General features: G+C 66.9%; 12 protein-coding genes. 8 read left to right on the top strand and 4 right to left on the bottom strand.

Annotation, left to right across the window (positions count from 1 at the left end):
* The first annotated feature begins 118 nt into the window (after positions 1–118).
* From MRBLST15_RS10005 to pbpC, 3 genes are all read left to right on the top strand, one after another.
* A complete protein-coding gene (locus MRBLST15_RS10005; RefSeq protein WP_367785813.1) occupies positions 119–1,579 on the top strand; it encodes a bifunctional 2-methylcitrate dehydratase/aconitate hydratase in 1,461 nt (486 codons plus the stop codon).
* 139 nt (positions 1,580–1,718) lie between these two features.
* A complete protein-coding gene (locus MRBLST15_RS10000) occupies positions 1,719–6,641 on the top strand; it encodes an alpha-2-macroglobulin family protein (protein WP_414716151.1) in 4,923 nt (1,640 codons plus the stop codon).
* Between the two features lie 49 nt (positions 6,642–6,690).
* Positions 6,691–9,075 carry a penicillin-binding protein 1C gene (gene pbpC / locus MRBLST15_RS09995; RefSeq protein WP_367785812.1) on the top strand — a complete coding sequence of 795 codons (2,385 nt, stop codon included), beginning with the start codon at positions 6,691–6,693 and terminating at the stop codon, positions 9,073–9,075.
* 136 nt (positions 9,076–9,211) lie between these two features.
* Here the strand turns inward: pbpC and MRBLST15_RS09990 are convergent, their stop codons facing one another.
* Positions 9,212–9,793: a ferritin-like domain-containing protein gene (locus MRBLST15_RS09990; RefSeq protein ID WP_367785811.1), complete on the bottom strand. Its 582-nt coding sequence runs from the start codon at positions 9,791–9,793 to the stop codon at positions 9,212–9,214.
* Between the two features lie 30 nt (positions 9,794–9,823).
* Positions 9,824–10,306 carry a peroxiredoxin gene (locus MRBLST15_RS09985; RefSeq protein ID WP_367785810.1) on the bottom strand — a complete coding sequence of 161 codons (483 nt, stop codon included), beginning with the start codon at positions 10,304–10,306 and terminating at the stop codon, positions 9,824–9,826.
* 258 nt (positions 10,307–10,564) lie between these two features.
* Between MRBLST15_RS09985 and MRBLST15_RS09980 the strand changes: the two genes are divergently transcribed.
* Entirely contained in the window at positions 10,565–11,461 is an 897-nt protein-coding gene (locus tag MRBLST15_RS09980) for a DnaJ C-terminal domain-containing protein (RefSeq protein WP_265953137.1), read from the top strand.
* A 135-nt stretch (positions 11,462–11,596) separates the two neighbouring features.
* Here MRBLST15_RS09980 and pilH read toward each other — a convergent pair whose 3' ends face one another.
* Positions 11,597–11,968 carry a twitching motility response regulator PilH gene (gene pilH / locus MRBLST15_RS09975; RefSeq protein WP_367785809.1) on the bottom strand — a complete coding sequence of 124 codons (372 nt, stop codon included), beginning with the start codon at positions 11,966–11,968 and terminating at the stop codon, positions 11,597–11,599.
* An 88-nt stretch (positions 11,969–12,056) separates the two neighbouring features.
* Positions 12,057–13,052: a YhdH/YhfP family quinone oxidoreductase gene (locus tag MRBLST15_RS09970; protein ID WP_367785808.1), complete on the bottom strand. Its 996-nt coding sequence runs from the start codon at positions 13,050–13,052 to the stop codon at positions 12,057–12,059.
* A 152-nt stretch (positions 13,053–13,204) separates the two neighbouring features.
* Between MRBLST15_RS09970 and hflK the strand changes: the two genes are divergently transcribed.
* From hflK to MRBLST15_RS09950, 4 genes are all read left to right on the top strand, one after another.
* Positions 13,205–14,341 (top strand): FtsH protease activity modulator HflK, encoded by a 1,137-nt coding sequence (hflK, locus tag MRBLST15_RS09965; RefSeq protein ID WP_312704426.1) that lies wholly within the window; start codon positions 13,205–13,207, stop codon positions 14,339–14,341.
* Positions 14,338–15,201 (top strand): protease modulator HflC, encoded by an 864-nt coding sequence (gene hflC, locus MRBLST15_RS09960; protein ID WP_265953140.1) that lies wholly within the window; start codon positions 14,338–14,340, stop codon positions 15,199–15,201. Before hflK ends, hflC begins: the two co-directional genes overlap by 4 nt.
* 67 nt (positions 15,202–15,268) lie before the next feature.
* Positions 15,269–15,454, top strand: a complete 186-nt coding sequence (locus tag MRBLST15_RS09955; protein WP_089236459.1) for a DUF2065 domain-containing protein — start codon at positions 15,269–15,271, stop codon at positions 15,452–15,454.
* Between the two features lie 314 nt (positions 15,455–15,768).
* The gene (locus MRBLST15_RS09950) at positions 15,769–17,061 is read left to right on the top strand and encodes an adenylosuccinate synthase (RefSeq protein ID WP_025877044.1); all 1,293 of its coding nucleotides are present in this window, start codon (positions 15,769–15,771) and stop codon (positions 17,059–17,061) included.
* Positions 17,062–17,068 lie beyond the last annotated feature (7 nt).

The raw sequence follows: 17,068 nt of genomic DNA, 5'->3' as shown, positions 1-17,068 counted from the left end.
GGTAAACACCAACCAAGGTTGGCGACTACCGGGCCGCGGAGAACGATGACTTTGGTAGATGCCAACCTTGGTTGGCATGGTGCACGAGCAACCGTGCACCCCAACGAGGAGACCCACGATGTCCAACGGCCACACACCCTCCAACGCGCGTGCAGCCTGGGATGCGCTGCTGGTGGACATCGTCGACTACGTGCGTGGCACCCGCATTGATTCGCCGCTGGCGTTCCAGACCGCGCATCACTGCCTGCTCGATACGCTTGGCTGCGGGCTGGAGGCGTTGTCCTTCCCCGCCTGCAGCAAGCTGCTGGGGCCGCTGGTACCGGGCATCAGCGTGGCCAATGGCGCGCGCGTGCCGGGTACCAACTTCGTACTCGACCCGGTGCAGGCGGCCTTCAACATCGGTGCGATGGTGCGCTGGCTGGATTTCAACGACACCTGGCTGGCCGCCGAATGGGGCCACCCCTCAGACAATCTGGGGGGCATCCTTGCTGTAGCCGACTGGCTTGGCCGCAATGCGGCCGCGTTGCGACGCCCGCCACCGACCGTGCACGACGTGCTGCTGGCGATGATCAAGGCGCACGAGATCCAGGGCGTGCTGGCGCTGGAGAACTCCTTCAACCGGGTTGGCCTGGACCACGTGCTGCTGGTCAAGGTGGCGACCACCGCCGTGGTTGCGCAGATGCTCGGGCTGGACCGCGAGCGCATGCTCAATGCGGTGTCGCTGGCCTGGGTGGATGGGCAGGCGCTGCGCACCTACCGGCATGCGCCCAACACCGGCTCGCGCAAGAGCTGGGCAGCCGGTGATGCGACCAGCCGTGGCGTGCGCCTGGCGCTGATGGCCGCCACCGGCGAGATGGGCTACCCCAGTGTGCTCAGTGCACCGACCTGGGGCTTCGAGGCGGTATCGATGCATGGCCAGGCGTTGACCCTTGGCCGCCCCTTCGGCAGCTACGTGATGGAAAACGTGCTGTTCAAGATCAGTTTCCCGGCCGAGTTCCACGGGCAGACAGCGGTGGAGGCGGCGGTCCTGCTGCACCATCAGCTGCGCGCGCTGGGGCGGAAGGTCGAGGACATCGAGCACATCGCGATCCGTACCCAGCAAGCCTGCATCCGCATCATCGACAAGCAGGGCCCGCTGCATAACCCCGCCGACCGCGACCACTGCGTGCAGTACATGGTCGCCATCGCGCTGCTGCATGGGCGGCTGGTGGCCGAGGATTACGAGGACGACATGGCGGCCGATCCGCGCATCGACACGCTGCGCGCGAAGATGGCGTGCCATGAAGACCCGCAGCTCAGCGCCGACTACCTGGACCCGGACAAGCGCAGCATTGCCAACGGCCTGAGTGTGCGTTTCAGTGATGGCAGCGCGCTGCCGGAGGTGCTGGTGGAGTACCCGCTGGGCCACGCGCGCCGGCGCGAAGAGGGTATCCCGCTGCTGATGGACAAGTTCCGCCGGCACCTGGCGCATCGTTTTCCGACCGCCCAGCAGCAGCGCATCCTGGTCGCCTCGCTGGACCCGGTCGCGCTGGCGGCGATGCCGGTGACCGACTACGTGGACCTGTACCTGCCGGGGTAGGGGGCGCTTTGGTAGGTGCCAACCTCGGTTGGCACAGCGCGAACCAAGGTTGGCGTCTACCGGGTTTCCGGTGCCGAATCCGCGTCAACACCTTGACGCGGCGGCCCTATAATGGGCGCCTCGATCAAGGAGTGACGACATGAGCGGTCCGGCACGGCGGATGCGGTGGGGATGGGCGGCGGCGCTCTTGGCAGGCAGTCTGTTGGCAGGCTTGGCCGGTTGCCGCAACGACAGCGGGCAGCTGCCGAAGGCCAGCGGCGAGGCCATCGCCACCAAGGCCGAGCAGGTGAAGGAGTTCACCCTGCTGCGTGCCTACCCGGACCAGAAGAGTGAAGGCCTGTCGCTGGCGCTGGAGTTCTCGCGCCCGCTGGTCGGCACCCAGGACTTCGACACGCTGGTGCGCTTTGAAGAGAAGGTCGGCAATGATGACAGCAGCTGGACCCTGTCCGATGACGGCCTGACCCTGCGCTATCCCTTTGTCGAAGCCGGCAAGGAATTCAGCCTGGTGGTCTCGCCGGACCTGCTGGCCGCCGATGGCAGCCGCCTGGGCAAGGAACTGAAGCAGAAGGTGTTCAGCGGCGAGCTGAAGCCGGTGGCCGGTTTCGCCTCGCAGGGCAGCGTGCTGCCGGCCAAGGACAGCCGTGGCCTGCCGGTGGTGTCGGTGAACGTGCCGGAAGTCGATGTCGAGTTCCTGCGCGTGCGCGAAAAGGACCTGCCGACCTTCTTCAGCCAGTACCAGCGCGGAGGTCGCCGTGGCAGCTGGGAACTGAGCAGCGACTACGAGCGCAGCCCGATCAACAAGCTGGCCGAGCCGGTCTACGTCAACCGCTTCATTCTGGGCGGCAAGCAGAACGAGCGGGTGCTGACCTACCTGCCGACCCAGGACATCAAGGAGCTGCAGGAGCCGGGGCTGTATTTCGCCCTGCTCAAGCGCACCGGCGACTACGAGGGTGAGTTCGATACCGCATTCTTCTCGGTCAGCGACATCGGCCTGCACACCCGCGCCTACAAGGACAAGTTGTTCGTACACACCGCCGCGCTCAAGGACGGTGCATCGCTGAAGGGCATCGACCTGCGCGTGCTCGATGCCAAGGGCGAGGTGGTGCTGAAGGGCAGCACCGACAGCAACGGCAATGCGCTGCTGAACTACACCCTGGATGCCACCCACGTGCTGGTGGCCAGCAGCGGCAAGGACACCAGCTTCCTGCCCTTCAATCAACCCGCGCTGGACCTGAGCGAGTTCGCCGTGGCCGGCCGTGACAACGCCTGGTTCGATGTCTACGCCTGGTCGGGCCGCGACCTGTACCGCCCCGGTGAGACGGTGCGCCTGTCGGCGCTGCTGCGTGACAACGATGGCAAGCCGGTCGGCGGGCCTGGTAAAAGCGTCCAGCCGGTGTTCCTGCGCCTGAAGCAGCCCGACGGCAAGACCTTCCGCGAAACCCGCGTGCAACCGGGCGAACAGGGCTACATCAACTTCGAGCAGACCATTCCCGCCGAGGCGCCGACCGGGCGCTGGCAGGTCGAGTTCCGCACCGACCCGGCCAGCAAGGAAGCGATCCAGGGCATGACCCTGCGCATCGAGGAGTTCCTGCCCGAGCGCATGAAGCTGGACCTGGACAGCGCACAGAAGACGCTGAAGCCGGGCGAAGACCTGCGTCTGCAGGCCAACGGTGCCTATCTGTATGGTGCCCCGGCTGATGGCAACCGCTTCACCGCGCGCATGGCGGTGGCCGCCGAGCAGAAGCCGGTGGAGGGACTGCCGGGTTACTTCTTCGGCGACCCGACCCTGCAGCTGCCGCGAGAAGCCAAGGATGTGATCGACACCACGCTGCCGGCCAATGGCCAGCTGCGCGAAGACGTGTCGTTGCCGGAAGAAGCGGTCAAAGCGAAGGCGCCGATCGCGGTGGTGCTGTCCGGCAGCCTGTATGAAACCGGTGGCCGCACGGTCACCCGCACCCTGAAGCGGGTGGTGTGGCCGGCCGCCGCACTGGTCGGCGTGCGCCCGCTGTTCAATCCGGACGATGGCGCTGATTCCAACGGCAACGCGCGCTTTGAACTGATGCGCGTGGATGCGGACGGCAAGCCGCAGCCGGCCAAGGGCCTGAAGATCACCCTGGTGCGCGAGCTGCGCGACTATCACTGGACCTTCAACGACAACCGCTGGGACTACGATTTCACCCGCCGTTTCGAAAACAAGGAAACCCGTACCGTCGATGCCGGCGGCAGCGCGGTGGCCTTCGACTTCCCGGTGGAGTGGGGCGAGTACCGGGTGGACGTGTTCGATCCGTCCACCGGCCTGACCAGCCGCTATCCGTTCCGCGCCGGCTGGAGCTGGGGCGATGACAACCGTGGCCTCGATGCCCGCCCGGACAAGGTGAAGCTGGGCCTGGACAAGACCGGCTACAAGGCCGGCGATACCCTGGAAGTGACGGTGACCCCGCCGCACGCCGGCAAGGGCGTGCTGATGGTCGAGACCGACCGCATGCTGTACGTGCAGGACATCGACGCCAAGCCCGGTGCCACCTACAAGATCCCGGTCACCGCCGACTGGGAACGCCACGACGTCTACATCACCGCGCTGGTGTTCCGTGGCGGCAGTGCGCCGAGCAAGATCACCCCGGCTCGTGCGGTGGGAGTGGTGCATGTGCCGATGGACCGCAAGGGCCGCACCGTGGCCGTCGGCCTGGCCGCGCCCAAGCAGATGCGACCGGAGCAGGACCTGCCAGTGACGGTCAGCGCACCGCAGCTGGCCGGCAAGGTCGCGCACGTCACGGTGTCGGCCGTGGACGTGGGCATTCTCAACATCACCCGCTTCCCGGTGCCCGATGCCGGCGCGCACTTCTTCGCCCAGCGCCGCCTCGGCATCGATGCCTATGACATCTACAGCCGGGTGATCGAGAGCTTCGACGGCAGCAGTGGCAAGCTGAAGTTCGGTGGTGACATGGCGCTGCAGGCGTTGCCGCAGGCCAAGCGGCCGACCGCGCGCGTGCAGACCGTGGACCTGTTCTCCGGTCCGGTGCAGCTCGATGCCAAGGGCATTGCCCGCATCCGCCTGAAGGTGCCGGATTTCAATGGCACCCTGCGTGTGTCGGCGCTGGTCTACAGCGATGACCAGTACGGCAAGCGGGATGTGGAAACCGTGGTGCGCGCGCCGATCCTGGCCGAGGCCAGCATGCCGCGCGTGCTCGCCCCGGGTGACCGCAGCACCGTCACCTTGGACGTGCAGAACTTCACCGGCAAGCCCGGTCAGTTCAACGTGCGCGTGGACAGCGAAGGCCCGCTCAGCCTGAGCGAAGGCACCCGTAGCGTGCAGCTCAATGCTGATGCCAAGACCACGTTGAGCTTCCCGTTGTCGGCGCGCGAGGGCCACAGCGTGGCCAAGGTGCGCGTGCGCGTGGATGGCAACGGCTTCAAGGCCGACCGCCGCTACGATCTGCCGGTACGCGCGGCATGGCCGCAGGTGCTGCGTTCGCAGGTGCGCACGCTCGATCCGCTGGCTGCGGTGAGCCTGGATGGCAGCCTGATGGATGGGCTGATGTCCGAATCGGTCAATGCCCGCCTGCTGGTCAGCCCGCTGCCACCGATCCCGTTCGCCAGTGCGCTGCAGGGCGCGCTGAACTACCCGTACGGCTGCGCCGAACAGACCACCAGCAAGGGCTACGCCGCGCTGATCCTGGACCAGACCACGTCGTCCATGCTCGGCGCTGATGGGCTGGACGCGAAGACCCGTCGCGAGCGCATGGAAGGGGCGTTCGGTCGCCTGGCATCGATGCAGGTGGCCAACGGCAACTTCTCGATGTGGGGTGACGATGGCTACGTGAACCCGTGGCTGACGCCATACATCGCCGAGTTCCTGCTCGATGCCAAGGACGGTGGTTTTGCGGTGCCGGACAACGTGCTGCAGAAGGCGCTGAACCGCCTGAGCGAAGACCTGCTGTCCGGTGGCAACCAGTTCTACGGCCAGGAAAAGCGCGAGAGCCTGAAGTTCGCCAACCAGGCCTACTCGGGTTACGTGCTGGCCCGCGTCAACCGCGCGCCGCTGGGTACCCTGCGCACGCTGTACGACAACGAACGCAGCAAGGCCGTGGGTGGCCTGTCGCTGGTGCACCTGGGCGTGGCGCTGTCGCTGCAGGGCGATGCCAAGCGCGGCCAGGCGGCCCTTGCGGCGGGCTTCGCCAAGTCCAGCAGCGAACGCCCGTCGTACTTCGGCGACTACGGCAGTGCCGTACGTGACGATGCGCTGATGATCGCGCTGACCCACGAAAACAAGCTGGCCAAGCCGGCATGGGATGCACGCGCGGTCGATCTGGGCCGCGGCCTGGATGCGCGCCGCAACAGTGGCTGGATGTGGCTGAGCACGCAGGAACAGGTGGCCATCGCCCGCCTCGGCAAGGCGTTGGCTGCCAACCAGAAGGCACTGGTGGCCGGTGAGCTGGTGATCGGTGGCAGCACCGAGGCCATCGGCGAGCGCAAGCTGTTTGGTCGCAACTTCGATGCAGGGCAGCTGGCCGCGGGCGTGCGCTTCACGCCGCAGGGGCAGCCGCCGATGTTCGCAAGCATCGATGTGGCCGGCATTCCGCGCAGCGCACCGGCGCCGGACAACAGTGTGATCGGCGTCGAGCGTAGTTACTTCGGCACCGATGGCAAGCCGTGGTCGCCACGTCCGCTGAAGGAGGGTGAAGCGCTGATCGTGCGCGTCACCATCACCGCCGACAGCGAGATGCCCGATGCGCTGCTGACCGACCTGCTGCCGGCGGGCCTGGAGATCGAGAACCTCAACCTGGGCGATGCCAAGCAGTGGGCCGACGTGGTGGTGGATGGCATCACCATCAGCGACCGCAGCGAAGCGGCCGATACCAAGCACGAAGAGTTCCGCGATGACCGCTACGTGGCGGCGCTGAAGCTCTCGCGCGGCAGCAAGGCAAATGTGTTCTATCTGGTGCGTGCGGTCACTCCGGGTACCTACACCGTGCCGCCGTCGCTGGTGGAGGACATGTACCGGCCGCAGCTGCGTGGCGTCGGCCGCAGCAACCCGACCACGTTGACGGTGGTACAGCCGTGATCGTGCGGACGGGCCGCGACGGCGCGGCCCGTCCCACAGGATGCCGTGGATGAAGGTGGGATCGCTGAAAACGCGGCTGCCGCGCCTGCGGCAGCGGCTGCAACTGCTGTGGCCGTGGCTGCGCTGGGGCACGGCTGCATTGCTGGCGCTGTTGCTGGCGCTGGATGTCGCATTCCCGCCACCGCTGCCGAAGCTGCGCGACACCAGCACGCTGGTGGTTGCCGCTGACGGCAGCCCGTTGCGTGCGTTCGCCGACGCCGAGGGCGTGTGGCGCTATCCGGCGTCGGTCGACAGCGTTTCGCCGCTGTACCTGCAGGCGCTGCTGACCTACGAGGATCGCTGGTTCTGGCAGCACCCCGGCATCAATCCGCTGGCGATCCTGCGCGCCAGCGGCCAGTTGCTGCGGGGAGGACGCATCGTCTCCGGTGGTTCGACCCTGACCATGCAGGTGGCGCGCATCCTCGATCCGCACACCCGCACGCCGTGGGGCAAGCTGAAGCAGATGCTGCGTGCGCTGCAGCTGGAAGTGCACCTGTCCAAGCGCGAGATCCTCGCGTTGTATCTGGAGCGCGCGCCCTACGGTGGCACTATCGAGGGCGTGGAAGCGGCCAGCTGGGCCTATCTGGGCAAACCGGCCGCGCAGCTTTCGCATGCCGAGGCCGCGCTGCTGGCGGTGCTGCCACAGGCGCCCAGTCGCTTGCGCCCGGACCGTCATCCCGAAGCCGCGCAGAAGGCACGCGACAAGGTGCTGGCACGCATGGCCGAGCTCGGTGCGTGGACGCCGGACGAAGTGGAAGATGCGCGCATCGAGAACGTGGTTGCACGCTCACTGCGTCCGCCGCTGCATGCCGCACTGCTGGCGCAGCGCCTGCATTCGGCGCAGCCCGGCAAGGCGCGCATCCAGAGCAGCATCGACATCGGCCTGCAGCGCACCCTTGAAGAGCGGGTGGCCAGCTATTTCTCCACGTTGCCCGAGCGCACTTCAGCGGCGCTGCTGGTGGTCGACAACCAGACCCTGCAGGCGCGTGCCTACGTCGGCACGCTGTCGTTCGGTGATCGGCAACGGCTGGGCCACGTGGACATGGTGCAGGCCTGGCGTTCCCCGGGCTCCACGCTGAAGCCGTTCCTGTACGCGATGGCACTCGATGATGGCCTGATCCATTCCGAGAGCCTGTTGGTGGATGCGCCGCAGAGTTTCGGCAACTACCGGCCGGGCAACTTCGACATGGCCTTCAACGGACCGATCAGTGCCGCCAGTGCTTTGCGTCTGTCGTTGAACGTGCCGTCGGTGGACCTGCTGCAGCGGGTGGGCGCTGCACGCTTTGCCGCGCGGCTGTCGCATGCTGGCATCCAACTGCGTTTCCCGCCGGGCAGCTCGCCGAATCTGTCGCTGATTCTTGGCGGCACCGGCGCGCGCCTGGAAGACCTGGTCGGTGCGTTTGCCGCACTCAATCGCAACGGCATTGCCGGCCGCGTGCGCTACACCGATGACGAACCGATGATCGAGCGCCGGCTGGCGTCGCCCGGTGCCAGTTGGATCGTGCGCGAGATGCTGGAATCGAACCCGCGCCCGGGTTACGGCGTTGGCACGTTCGATGTTGGCGGGCGGCCGCGCGTGGCCTGGAAGACCGGCACCAGCTATGGCTACCGCGATGCGTGGGCGATCGGCAGTACCCGCCATTACACCGTGGGCGTGTGGGTGGGGCGGCCCGATGGCACGCCGCTACCGGGCCAGTACGGTGCGGTCACCGCGTTGCCGCTGATGTTCGAAGTGGTCGACAGCCTGCCGCGCCAGCGCGGCGATGCGGCGGCCGCGCCGATGCCAGCCAGTGTGACCGAGGCGGACATCTGCTGGCCGACTGGTGAACTGGCCGAAGCGTTGCCCACCGAGCTCTGCCAGCGACGCCTGTCGGCTTACCTGCTGGACGGTGCGGCGCCGCCGACGTTCCCGGAGCGCGACGCGCGGCGTTGGCAGCCCGGTCGGCAGCGTTACCTGGCCGACGCGCGCACCGGCCTGCGGGTATCGGCTGACTGCAGCGCACCGCATGAAGAAGTCGCGCGTGAGATCGCGCGGTGGCCGGCGCTGTTGTCGCCTTGGCTGCCCAAAGCCACACGCGATGCCTCACAGCTTCCCGCGCTGTCAGCGGACTGTCGCGACGATGGTCGCGAGGCCAGTGTGGCCCTGCATATCGATGGCCTCAACGAGGGCGCGACGCTGGCCCGAGCGCCGAATGCCGAACACGGTGTCCGCCTGCAGCTGCGTGCATTGGGCAGCGAGCAGGCCGTGGATTGGCTGCTGGATGGCCGCTGGATCGCGCAGACGCGCGGTGCGCAGCTGATGCAGCGCGAGTTCGCCGAGCCGGGGACGCACACGCTGACCGCGCTGGCCGCCGACGGCGCCTGGACGCAGGTACGGTTCAACGTCCTCAGGTAGATGCCGACCTTGATTGGCGCTTCCGGTAGGCCGGCCCCGCTGTTGTAGAGCCGAGCCCATGCTCGGCTGCTTCCGCGACGCACGTGCGGCGATCAGCCGAGCATGGGCTCGGCTCTACAGGGGGGATGGCGGGTGGCTATTCCCCGATCCACCCCTCCAGCAGGTCGGCGAATTCGTCGGCGTGTTCTTCTTCCTGCGCCAGGATCTCCTCCAGGATGCGCTTGGTGGTGGTATCACTGTCGCCGATGAAGTTGATCATCTCGCGGTAGCTGTCGATGGCGATGCGCTCGGCCACCAGGTTCTCGCGGACCATGTCGCGCAGGTCGCTGCCTTCCTTGTATTCGGCGTGCGAGCGTGCGGTCAGCGTGTCCGGATTGAGGTCCGGCTCGCCGCCGAGCTGGACGATGCGCTCAGCCAACTTCCCGGCATGTGCCTGCTCCTGCTGCGCGTGTTCCAGGAACTCGGCCTTCACCGCATCGGCCAGCATGCCCTTGGCCATGAAATAGTGCCGGTAATAGCGCAGCACGCACACATATTCGGTGGCCAGTGCGTCGTTAAGCAGCTTGATCACCACCTTGCGGTCGGCGCTGTAGCTGTCGGTGATCGCACCGTCTTCGATGTTCTTCCGCGCCCGCTCGCGCAGGGTCTGGCGGTCGCTGATGCCGGCGACCTTGGCGGAAGGGGAGGCGTTGCTGGCTTTGGCTGGCTTGTTGGACATGGCTGGCCGGTTTCCTTTGCAGTCAGGGTTTCAGATTGGAAGGTGCTCCAGCACATACTCGGCCGAAGACACCTCGAACTGCCCGGGTTCCTCGATCCAGGCTGCGCGTACCGTGCCGTCCACCACGTACAGGGCAAAGCGGCGAGAACGGGTGCCCATGCCGGATGAGCTTGCATCCAGCTCCAGGCTAAGCGCGCGGGTCAGTTCGGCGTTGCCGTCGGACAACATCAGCAGACCGTCGGGCACGTGCTGGTCGGTGGCCCAGGCCTTCATCACGAACGGATCGTTGACCGCCATGCAGTACACGTCGATGCCGCGCTTGCGGAAGGCATCGAATTTTTCCACGTAGCCGGGCAGGTGACGGGCCGAGCAGGTGGGCGTGAAAGCACCGGGCACGGCAAACAGCACCACCTTGCGCCCGTCGAACAGGGCGTGGGTATCGAGGGTCTCGATGCCTTCGCGGATGCGCTTGAGGGTGACTTCCGGAATGCGGTCGCCGACATGGATGGTCATGGGAACTCCTTGCTGGGTGAGGGTAGGGGCCAGGAGGGGACGGACGCGTCAAGACATTGGAAAACCCATGTATACACCCCATCTCGGTTGTCCGCGGCGGGCTGTCAGCCACAGCATGGGGCAGGGCGATGGCAGGCGCATTGCGCTGGATCAGTCGGCCTCACCGTTGCCGCACGACCGGCGGCGTAGCATCGCCGGCGCGTAGAATGAACCCGGGGCGGCGCCACCGGCGCCGCCGAAGCGAATCGAGGTAGCTGGATGGAATTCAAGGATTATTACGCCACCCTGGGGGTGGAACCGAGCGCGGGCGAGGCGGAAATCAAGACCGCTTATCGCCGGCTGGCACGCAAGTACCACCCGGACGTCAGCAAGGAGACCGGGGCCGAAGACAAGTTCAAGGCCATCAATGAGGCCTACGAGGCGCTGCGCGATCCCGAGAAGCGCGCGGCCTATGACCAGCTGCGCGCGCAGGGCTATCGCCCGGGCGAGGAATTCAACGTGCCGCCGAACTACGGCGGCGGCGGTTTCAATTTCGAGGAAGTGTTCGGTGGTGGTGGCGGTGGCCCCAACGGGGGCTTCAGCGACTTCTTCGAGAGCCTGTTCGCGCGCCAGCGCGGCGGCCAGGGCGCGGGCCCCGGTCCGGGCTTCAGCAGCCACGGCCATGCGCCCAACCGCGACACCCGGGCCAAGCTGTCGGTACCGCTGGAGGCGGCCTACAACGGCGACAGCCTGCGCATCACCGTCAACGGCAAGCAGCTGGACGTGCGCGTGCCCAAGGGCATCCGTCCCGGGCAGGTGATCCGCCTGGCCGGGCAAGGCAACCACGGCGGCAACCTGCTGCTGGAAGTGGAGTACGCCGCGCATCCGCAGTTCGAGGTCGACGGCCGTAACATCCTGTACACACTGCCGGTCACCCCGTGGCAGGCGGCGTTGGGCACCAGCATCAGCGTGCCGACGCTGGGCGGAGCGGTGGAACTGAAGATCCCGGCCGACTCCGATGCCGGTCGCAAGCTGCGCCTGCGTGGGCGTGGCCTGCCGGGCAACCCGGATGGCGATCAGATCGTCGAGCTGGAGATTGTCGCCCCGGCGGCGACCGACGAGGCGCAGAAGAAGGCCTATCGGAATCTGGCCAAGGCGTTTGGCGAAACGATCTGAAGGTAGTGCCGCCCGCTGTCCGGCAAAGGCGTGCCAACCAAGGTTGGCATTTACCAGAGCAAAGGGGTGCCAACCAAGGTTGGCGTCTACCAGAACGGGGTGCCAACCGAAGTTGGCACCTGCCAGAGCGGTGTGTCAGCCCTGGCCGGCGAACACCCGCTCCAGGACTTCGGACAGTTCGTCTTCCGAGAACGGCTTGGTGATGTAGGCCTTGGCGCCCTGGCGCATGCCCCACATGCGGTCGGTGTCCTGGTCCTTGGTAGTCACCAGGATCACCGGAATGTGCCGGGTTACTTCATCGCGGGCGAGGGTGCGGGTGGCCTGGAAGCCATTGAGGTTGGGCATCACCACGTCCATCAACACCAGGTCGGGCAGCTCGGCCTTTGCGGTCTCCACTCCTGCCGCACCATCGGTGGCGGTCAGGATCTGGTGCCCGAGCTTCTCGACGATGCGCTGTATCCCCAACAGCTGCGACGGTGAGTCGTCGACGATCAGAATGCGTGCCATGTTGTTCCCCATGTGATGCCGGAAGTGTAGTGCCGGCATCCTGTTGGCGGGAGGGCGACAGCTGCCGTCCGTCGCCTGCCTGCGACGTTCAGTCGATCCGCACCACCGTGCGGCCAAGCGAGCCGCCCGCCAGCATGCGATCGAACACCGCAGGCAGTCCGTCCAGGCCGACTTCAGCGGTGCAGATGCGGTCCAGGTGCTGCGGCTTCCACGCGTCGCCCAGGCGAGCCCACACTTCTTCGCGCAGCGCGCGCGGGGCATTGGCCGACGACACACCCAGCAGCGAGACACCGCGCAGGATGAAGGGCATCACCGTCATGTCCAGCGTCGGGCTGGCGGCCAGGCCCGCACTGACCACGCTGCCATAGGGCACCGTCTGTGCCAGCAGGCTGGCCAGCATCGACCCGCCGGCGTTGTCCAGGCCACCGCCGAAGCGTGCCGACTGCAGCGGCCCGGTGTCTGCCAGGGCGTCACGTGGCAGTACCTCGGCAGCACCGATGTCGCGCAGGAAGCCGGTCTGCTCCGGTTTGCCGCTGATCGCGTGCACGGCATAGCCGGCGCGGCTGAAGATGTCCACGGCCAGGGCACCGACCCCACCGCTGGCGCCGGTGACCGCCAGTGGCCCCAGCTCGGGCGTCTGCCGGTTGTCCTGCAGGCGCAGCAGGGCCAGCGCGGCAGTGAAGCCGGCCGTGCCCAGAATCATCGCTTCGCGCGGGCTCAGGCCCGCCGGCTGGGCGATGACCGCGCTCGATTCCAGTCGAACGTACTGGCTGTAGCCGCCATCACGGGTTTCGCTGAGGCCGCAGCCGGTGGCCAGGACCGCATCGCCCTCTCGCCAGGCTGGATCGGTGGAGGCGACCACCGTGCCGGCCACGTCGATGCCGCCCACCAGCGGGAATCGGCGCAGGATCCGGCCTTTGCCGGTGCCAGCCAGGGCATCCTTGTAGTTGACCGAGGACCAGTGGGCACGGATGAGGACCTGGCCGGGGTTGAGGTCGTCCAGGCTCAGCGGCACCAGGCCGCTGCGGTAACCGGCGTCGTCTTTTTCGATGCGGAAGGCGGTGAACGGGGTGGTGGGGGCCATCGGCGTTGCCTGACTTCAAGGAAAACGCCACCTTACCCGTTCCGGACCCTTTCAATCCTGCCGGTCAGCCCCATCTTGTATGATCGGTAATGGTTCATGGCTGGCGTTGCGGGAAGGGCCCGCGTCGCAGCCCACATCTTGATGGAGCGTGCATGGCCTGGAATACACCCGGCGGCAACAAGGGCGGACAAGGCCCCGAGGACAATCGACGCGGGCCGTTCGGGTCGCGCGGCGGTGGCAATGGTGGCGGCTGGGGCGGATTGCCCGGACCGCTGAAGGACCTGTTCGACGGCGGCATCCTGCGTTGGGTGGTGGCAGCGGTGGTACTGCTGGTGCTGTTCTCCAGCTTCCAGCTGATCGGCGAACAGCAGCGTGGCGTCGTGCTGCGCTTCGGCCAGTTCTCGCGCATCCTGACCCCAGGCCCGAACTTCAAGCTGCCCTGGCCGATCGAATCGGTCACCAAGGTCAACGCCACCGAGATCAAGACCTTCTCGATCCAGGTGCCTGTGCTGACCCGCGACGAGAACATCGTCAACGTCTCGTTGAACGTCCAGTACCGCATCGATGACCCGCAGCAGTACCTGTTCGGCACCGTCGATGCCAACCAGGTGCTGGAACAGTCGGCGCAGAGCGCCGTGCGCGAGGAAGTCGGCCGCGCCGACCTCAACGCCGTGCTGAACAACCGTGGCCCGCTGGCCGTGGCCGCTGAAGAGCGTCTGCAGACACTGCTGCGTGCCTTCAAGACCGGTCTGACCGTGACCGGCCTGACCCTGCAGGACGCCCGTCCGCCGGAGGAGGTCAAGCCGGCCTTCGACGAGGTCAACGGTGCCCAGCAGGTCAAGGAGCGCCTGATCAACGAAGCCCAGGCCTACGCGGCCAAGGTCGTGCCTGAAGCGCGTGGCCAGGCCTCGCGTGCCCGTACCACCGCCGAAGGCTACAAGCAGGCCGTGGTGTCCAAGGCCGAGGGTGATGGGCAGCGCTTCAGCCTGCTGCAGGCCCAGTACAAGGACGCACCGGAAGTCACCCGCAAGCGCCTGTGGCTGGAAACGGTGCAGCAGGTGCTGAGCGAGAACCGCAAGGTCATTGGCGGCGACGGCCGTCAGCTGATCTACGTGCCGATGACCGGCGATACCCGTGCCACCACCTCGGCGCCGCCGGGGGTGACGAACCCGGAGGTGGTGATGCCGTCGCTGCCGGGTACCACGGCAGTGGAAGCTTCCCGTGATCCGGGCCGGCCGGTGGGCCGCCCGACCGGGCGTTCGAGCGGCCGTGAGGAGGGCAGCCGATGAAAAATTCAATCTGGATTGCCGTTGTCGTAGCGGCGCTGCTGGGCCTGCTGGGCTCGGTGTATGTGGTCCGCGAGGACCAGACCGCCATGGTCCTGAACCTGGGCAAGGTGGTGCGTTCGGACATCAAGCCGGGCCTGCACTTCAAGCTGCCGGTGGTGGAAACGGTGCGGGTGTTCGACCGCCGCTTCCAGGTGCTGGACACCGCCCCGGCACGCTACTTCACCGCCGAGCAGAAGGACGTCAGCGTCGACTTCTTCGCCATCGGTTATATCTCCAACGTGGGTGATTACTTCCGTGCCACCGGTGGCGATCCGCGCATCGCCAATGCCCGCCTGGCACCGATCATCACCGACTCGCTGCGCAACCAGATCAACTCGCGCACCCTGCAGCAGCTGGTCTCCGGCGACCGCAGCGAGCTGATCGCCGAGCAGCTGAAGGGGATCAACGAAGCGGTTGCGGGCCTGGGCATGCAGATGATCGACCTGCGCATCAAGCAGGTGGATCTGCCGACCGACAGCCAGGTGATCAATGACGTGTATGAGCGCATGCGCGCCCAGCGCAAGCAGGAAGCCGCCAAGCTGCGCGCCGAAGGCGAGGAGCAGTCGCTGACCATCCGCGCCCAGGCCGACCGTGACAGCACCGTGCTGATCGCAGAGGCCGAACGCGATGCCCAGCGCCTGCGTGGTGAAGGCGATGCCGAGGCCGCGCGCATCTATGGCAAGGCCGGTTCGGCCGACCCGTCGTTCTACGCGTTCTACCGCAGTCTCGAGGCTTACCGCGGCTCGATGACCGACGGCAACGGCGTGATCGTGCTGGACAAGAACGACCCGTTCCTGCAGTACCTCAAGAACGATCGCTGAGACCGCACGGCAGTACCTCACGGGGCCCGGCCATACGCCGGGCCCCGTGCTTTTCCGGAGTTCCCCCATGAAAGATCTGTTCGCCGCCGTCTGCCTGGTCGCGGTGCTGGAAGGCCTGCTGCTGTTTGCGGCCCCCGTGGCCTGGAAGCGCATGGCCGAACGCCTGCTGGACCTGCCCAGCCCGGCCCTGCGCAGCTTCGGCGGCCTGGTCCTGCTGGCCGGCCTGAGCCTGCTGTGGTGGGTGCGGCACTAATTGGCCCGTAGCGCCCGAGCCGATGCTCGGGCGGCGCCGCGCAGCGGCGGGACGGCAGCCGAGCATGGGCTCGGCTCTACAGCAGGCAGCGCCTGACCGGCCGGTGAAGCCGTCCGTCGGAAAGGTGGCACCGGACCCCGGAAACCCGGATAATGCACAAAAGCCGGACGGGCCTCCCCGTTCGGCTTTTTCCGTGTCTGGGCCTTCCATCGCCGGCCGCTCCCCGTTTGGAGCCGCCACCCAAGCGCTGGCCAGCCCCGCTGCGGTTTACCCGTCCGCGGCCCCGATGGCCGCAACAAATAGAGGAACCCGTCATGGGTCAGTCTGTCGTAGTGCTTGGTGCCCAGTGGGGCGATGAAGGCAAGGGCAAGATCGTCGATCTGCTCACTGAGGAAATCGGCGCGGTCGTGCGCTTCCAGGGCGGCCACAATGCCGGCCACACCCTGGTCATCAACGGCAAGAAGACCGTCCTGCACCTGATCCCGTCGGGTATCCTGCGTGACGATGCGCTGTGCCTGATCGGCAACGGCGTGGTGATTTCGCCGGCTGCGCTGCAGAAGGAAATCGCCGAGCTGGAAACCTCCGGCGTGGAAGTGCGTTCGCGCCTGAAGATCTCCCCGGCCGCGCCGCTGATCATGCCGTACCACATCGCCCTGGACCAGGCGCGCGAACGCGCTGCCGGCGGCAAGGCGATCGGCACCACCGGTCGTGGCATCGGCCCGGCCTACGAAGACAAGGTGGCGCGTCGCGGCATCCGCATCGCCGACCTGCATTACCCCAAGCAGCTGGAAGAACTCCTGCGCACCGCGCTGGATTACCACAACTTCGTGCTGACCAAGTACCTGAACACCGATGCGGTCGATTTCCAGAAGACCTTCGACGAGGCGCTGGCCTTCGGCGAATACGTGCAGCCGATGAAGTCCGACGTTGCCGGCATCCTGCATGACCTGCGCAAGCAGGGTAAGCGCGTGCTGTTCGAAGGTGCGCAGGGCGCGCTGCTGGACATCGATCACGGCACCTACCCGTACGTCACCAGCTCCAACACCACTGTCGGTGGTGCGCTGGCCGGTGCTGGCGTCGGCGCTGATGCGATCGACTACGTGCTGGGCATCGCCAAGGCCTACGCGACCCGCGTTGGCGGGGGCCCGTTCCCGACCGAGCTGGACGATGAAATCGGCCAGGGCATCCGCGACCGCGGCGCCGAGTACGGCGCTTCGACCGGCCGTCCGCGTCGCTGCGGCTGGATGGACATCGTCGCGCTGAAGCGCGCCGTGGCCATCAACGGCATCAGCGGCCTGTGCATCACCAAGCTGGACGTGCTGGACGGCATGGAAAAGCTGAAGGTCTGCATCGCCTACGAATACAACGGCAAGCGCACCGAGTACGCGCCGCTGGACGCGCAGGGCTGGGAAGAGTGCACCCCCGTGTACCTGGAGTTCCCGGGCTGGACCGAGAACACCCACGGCATCACCAATTGGGACGACCTGCCGCCGGCCGCACGCGCCTACCTGCGTTCGCTGGAAGAGCTGGCCGGTTGCCCGATCAGCATCGTCTCCACCGGCCCGGACCGCGACCACACCATGGTCCTGCAGGATCCGTTCGCCTGAGCGACCG

It is taken from the genome of Stenotrophomonas sp. LST15-1-1.1, assembly GCF_040815575.1.
GTDB lineage: Bacteria > Pseudomonadota > Gammaproteobacteria > Xanthomonadales > Xanthomonadaceae > Stenotrophomonas > Stenotrophomonas lactitubi_B.
The sequence above is the reverse complement of the archived record's forward strand: the minus strand, read 5'-3'. Positions and strand labels throughout refer to the sequence as shown.

What these genes read in the sequence shown, in the direction of transcription:
- MRBLST15_RS10005 (WP_367785813.1), top strand. Translation starts at nt 119, where the DNA reads ATGTCCAACGGCCACACACCCTCCAACGCGCGTGCAGCCTGGGATGCG.
- MRBLST15_RS10000 (WP_414716151.1), top strand. Translation starts at nt 1,719, where the DNA reads ATGAGCGGTCCGGCACGGCGGATGCGGTGGGGATGGGCGGCGGCGCTC.
- pbpC (WP_367785812.1), top strand. Translation starts at nt 6,691, where the DNA reads ATGAAGGTGGGATCGCTGAAAACGCGGCTGCCGCGCCTGCGGCAGCGG.
- MRBLST15_RS09990 (WP_367785811.1), bottom strand. Translation starts at nt 9,793, where the DNA reads ATGTCCAACAAGCCAGCCAAAGCCAGCAACGCCTCCCCTTCCGCCAAG.
- MRBLST15_RS09985 (WP_367785810.1), bottom strand. Translation starts at nt 10,306, where the DNA reads ATGACCATCCATGTCGGCGACCGCATTCCGGAAGTCACCCTCAAGCGC.
- MRBLST15_RS09980 (WP_265953137.1), top strand. Translation starts at nt 10,565, where the DNA reads ATGGAATTCAAGGATTATTACGCCACCCTGGGGGTGGAACCGAGCGCG.
- pilH (WP_367785809.1), bottom strand. Translation starts at nt 11,968, where the DNA reads ATGGCACGCATTCTGATCGTCGACGACTCACCGTCGCAGCTGTTGGGG.
- MRBLST15_RS09970 (WP_367785808.1), bottom strand. Translation starts at nt 13,052, where the DNA reads ATGGCCCCCACCACCCCGTTCACCGCCTTCCGCATCGAAAAAGACGAC.
- hflK (WP_312704426.1), top strand. Translation starts at nt 13,205, where the DNA reads ATGGCCTGGAATACACCCGGCGGCAACAAGGGCGGACAAGGCCCCGAG.
- hflC (WP_265953140.1), top strand. Translation starts at nt 14,338, where the DNA reads ATGAAAAATTCAATCTGGATTGCCGTTGTCGTAGCGGCGCTGCTGGGC.
- MRBLST15_RS09955 (WP_089236459.1), top strand. Translation starts at nt 15,269, where the DNA reads ATGAAAGATCTGTTCGCCGCCGTCTGCCTGGTCGCGGTGCTGGAAGGC.
- MRBLST15_RS09950 (WP_025877044.1), top strand. Translation starts at nt 15,769, where the DNA reads ATGGGTCAGTCTGTCGTAGTGCTTGGTGCCCAGTGGGGCGATGAAGGC.